Source organism: Bradyrhizobium pachyrhizi, from assembly GCF_001189245.1.
GTDB lineage: Bacteria > Pseudomonadota > Alphaproteobacteria > Rhizobiales > Xanthobacteraceae > Bradyrhizobium > Bradyrhizobium pachyrhizi.
Window position 1 is genome coordinate 98,832 of sequence record NZ_LFIQ01000114.1, and the last position, 3,344, is coordinate 102,175.

A 3,344-nucleotide genomic window follows, 5' to 3' on the forward strand; every position below is an offset into this window, starting at 1 on the left:
GGGCCCGCCGCCGGCACTTCGTGCGCCATGGCCGCCCCCGTCAGCGTGGCGAGCGCGGTCAGCGCGGCCGCAACCTGTTTGATCCTGGACATCATTTGCTCCTGTTGGATTCGGCACGCCGGCGCATTGTTCGCCGCCCGCCGATCGGTTCGCGCTCACATCATGATCGATCGCTCTGCCGTCTTATTCCGACGCCATAAGGCAAGCGTTTGGATGCAGGACAGTCCACCCGTGCATCTTCTTCCACGTCGATCCGACACGTTCGGTTGATCGCGGCGTGACAGACGGGGTTCCGACGCGAACCCGCAAATCAAACCGGGCTGCGCCGCCTGCGACAAAACAGCCCGACGGGCAACTCAGCAAGACCTGTCCACATGTCGCGAGAACGCGGATGTATAACTCACTGGCCGCGTCACACATTCACCGTCGTCCCGGCGCAGGCCGGGACCCATAACCACAAAAGGTGATTGTTGCGCGACGCCGCGGCCACAGCTTTCCTCATCGCCCGATCCTGGGGGTATGGGTCCCGGCCTACGCCGGGACGACGATGTGGAAAAACGCGGGCCCGGACTATCACCGCCATGCTGAGCCGCGCAGCAGCCGTGTCCGCCGTTGAACTGACTGCAACTAGCAGGTTACGCTGCCTTCACGCTCACGCCCTCCCGCTGGAAGGATTCCCCATGAACGGCAATCGATATTATGGCGTCCGCGTCGAGGGGGCGAAATACGGCGTGGGGTTCGGCTCGGCGCTGGCGATCGCGATCTCCTACACCAAGAACCATTCGATCCTGTGGGCGATCATCCACGGTATCCTGGGCTGGCTCTACGTCATTTACGCCGCACTGTTCGGGTGATGCGCACAAGATGACCGTCATCTCAATCCAGTCACAGGTCGCCTGGGGTCATGTCGGCAACAGCGCCGCCAGCTTTCCGATCCAGCTGCACGGGATCGACGTCGTCGCCGTGCCGACCACGCTGCTCAGCAACCGGCCCGGCTATCCGACCATCCGCGGCCGGGTGCTCGACGTGCAGCTGGTCGCCGACCTGCTGCGTGGCATCGAGGAGCGCGGAGCGGTCGAGGCCGCGCGGCTGATCCTGTCGGGCTATCTCGGCTCGGCCGACATCGCCATGGACGTCGCCGACTTCGTCGACCGCGCGAAGGCGGCGAACCCGGCCCTGCTCTATTGCTGCGATCCCGTGCTCGGCGACCGCGACCGCGGCATGTTCGTGCGATCGGACATTCCGCCGCTGGTGCGCGACCAGCTCTGCCCGCTCGCCGACATCATCACGCCCAACCATTTCGAGTTCGAGTTCCTCTGCGGCGCACGCGTGACGACGATCGACGACGTCGTCGCGCAGGCGAGCGCGCTGATGGCGCGGGGACCTCAGACCGTCGTCATCACCAGCGCCGAGCCGGCGGGCACGCCGCAGAGCGAGATCGAGACGCTGGCGATCGAGCGCACTCGATCCGAAAAGACCTGCGCCTGGCGCGTGCGCACGCCGCGGGTTCCGATCAGCCCGTCCGGCACCGGAGACCTGTTCGCCGCGCTGTTCGTCGCCGCCCGCACGCGCGGCCTGGCGACGCCGGACGCGCTGAGCCACGCCGCCTCAGGCGTCCACGGCGTGCTGGAGCGCACGGCGCAGAGCGGAACCGAGGAAATGCGCATTGTCGAAAGCGCCGGCGTGATGCTTGATCCGAAGCCGCGCTTCGCGGCGGTCGCCATCGCCGCATCCTGACATCCGGGACAGGTCTTCATGATCGACATCACCACCCTCCTCACCTACGCCGCCGTCGTGCTCGGCCTGTTCCTGATCCCCGGGCCGGCGGTGCTGCTGGTGCTCGCGCGTTCGGTCACCGGCGGCGCACGCGTCGGCGTCGCGACCGGGTTCGGTATCGCGCTCGGCGATCTCGTCCACACCGCGATGGCGACATTCGGCCTTTCGGCCGTGCTGATGACGTCGGCGCTGGCGTTCTCGGTCGTGAAATATGCCGGCGTGATCTACCTGATCGTGCTCGGCGTCCGCGCCCTGTTCGAAAAGAACGACGAGCTGGATTTGCCGGCGGCGCAGCCGGTCGATCCGCGGCGTGCGTTCCGGCAGGCGATCTGGGCGGAAATGCTCAATCCGAAGACCGCGCTGTTCTTCCTCGCCTTCCTGCCGCAGTTCGTGCACCCCGGCCACGGCTCGGCGGTGGCGCAGTTCGCGACCCTCGGCCTGATCTTCGTCGTGATGAGCGCGGTCTACACCTCGCTGCTGGCGCTCGCCGCCGGCCAGATCAGCCCGTGGATCAGGCGGCATCGCAGCATCGGTCAGTGGCAGGGCCGTGTGGTCGGCACGATCTATATCGCGCTCGGTGTCCGCCTTGCGTTCCAGGAGCGCTGATGTCTCCGCTCAAGCCGCAGGCCAGCTACGACGACTTCGCCCGCCTCGATATCCGGATCGGCGAGGTCGTCGAGGTGCAGCCGTTTCCCCGCGCCCGCAATCCGTCTTACAAGGTCGGCGTCGATATCGGCGCCGGGCGGATCATGTGGTCGAGCGCGCAGATCACGAATTACGAGCCGGCGGCGCTGGTCGGCTCGCTGGTCGTGTGCATCTGCAATCTGGGGCCGAAAAACATCGCGGGTTTCACCTCGGAACTCCTGATCCTCGGCGCCAAGGACGCCGGCGGCAAGGTGATCGTGCTCGGCCCGCGCAGCGAGGTTGCGATCGGCGAGCCGATCTTCTGACGTCGGGCTGATCACGGCCGCGTGATTCAAATCGTCTGGAATCCCCGTAGTTTACCGATGGGGGATCACCCGGATTCTCAGTGCCCGCGCGCGCTGCTATTTCAGCGCGCGAGAATCGCTTCGGCATGGGAATCGGAAGAATGTCCGCAGTTTTCTTTCACTGCTCCGACGACAAGCACGTCATCCTGGATCGCACCGGCGCCGCGATGGATCTGGCGGAGGCGCGCGTGTATGCGGAGCAGCTGGCGCGCAGCTTTGTCATGACACCGAGCGTGGAGGACTGGCGCAACTGGGCGGTCCACGTCACCGACGACATCGGAACCGAGATCTTCGAGCTGCCGTTCACCGCCATCCTCGGCGAGCTGCACTGAGGGCATGCCATGAATTCGATGGAACTTGCCCTACAGCCGTTGCGGCGCCACCTCGCCCGCTTCGTCGCGCGCTGCGGCATGCTGATCGATGGTGTCATCAACCCCTATCGCCCCGAACTGTACTACATGCGCGGGCCCGGCCCGAAGTGCCGCGCCCGGCGGCAAGCCGCTGTGCGCGACTAAAGCCCGATGAGATTGGGTCGAATCGTCATCGCGGTTTAGCTCTTTGTTTGATCATGATCTTTTC

Annotated in this window: 6 protein-coding genes; all 6 read left to right on the forward strand. The window is 65.7% G+C overall.

Annotation, left to right across the window (positions count from 1 at the left end):
- Positions 1-680 precede the first annotated feature (680 nt).
- The 6 genes from AKL29_RS43460 to AKL29_RS43465 all read left to right on the forward strand — a co-directional run bounded on the left by AKL29_RS43460 (position 681) and on the right by AKL29_RS43465 (position 3,280).
- Entirely contained in the window at positions 681-854 is a 174-nt protein-coding gene (locus tag AKL29_RS43460; RefSeq protein WP_016840760.1) for a hypothetical protein, read from the forward strand.
- A gap of 10 nt (positions 855-864) precedes the next feature.
- Positions 865-1,737 carry a pyridoxal kinase PdxY gene (gene pdxY / locus AKL29_RS29550; protein ID WP_063779966.1) on the forward strand — a complete coding sequence of 291 codons (873 nt, stop codon included), beginning with the start codon at positions 865-867 and terminating at the stop codon, positions 1,735-1,737.
- An 18-nt stretch (positions 1,738-1,755) separates the two neighbouring features.
- Positions 1,756-2,382 (forward strand): LysE family translocator, encoded by a 627-nt coding sequence (locus AKL29_RS29555; protein WP_050386594.1) that lies wholly within the window; start codon positions 1,756-1,758, stop codon positions 2,380-2,382.
- Positions 2,382-2,726 carry a tRNA-binding protein gene (locus tag AKL29_RS29560; protein WP_028332291.1) on the forward strand — a complete coding sequence of 115 codons (345 nt, stop codon included), beginning with the start codon at positions 2,382-2,384 and terminating at the stop codon, positions 2,724-2,726. The genes AKL29_RS29555 and AKL29_RS29560 overlap by 1 nt, the downstream gene beginning before the upstream one ends.
- Before the next feature lie 140 nt (positions 2,727-2,866).
- Positions 2,867-3,097 carry a DUF6894 family protein gene (locus AKL29_RS29565; protein ID WP_028332292.1) on the forward strand — a complete coding sequence of 77 codons (231 nt, stop codon included), beginning with the start codon at positions 2,867-2,869 and terminating at the stop codon, positions 3,095-3,097.
- A gap of 9 nt (positions 3,098-3,106) precedes the next feature.
- Positions 3,107-3,280: a hypothetical protein gene (locus AKL29_RS43465; protein ID WP_167350430.1), complete on the forward strand. Its 174-nt coding sequence runs from the start codon at positions 3,107-3,109 to the stop codon at positions 3,278-3,280.
- Positions 3,281-3,344 lie beyond the last annotated feature (64 nt).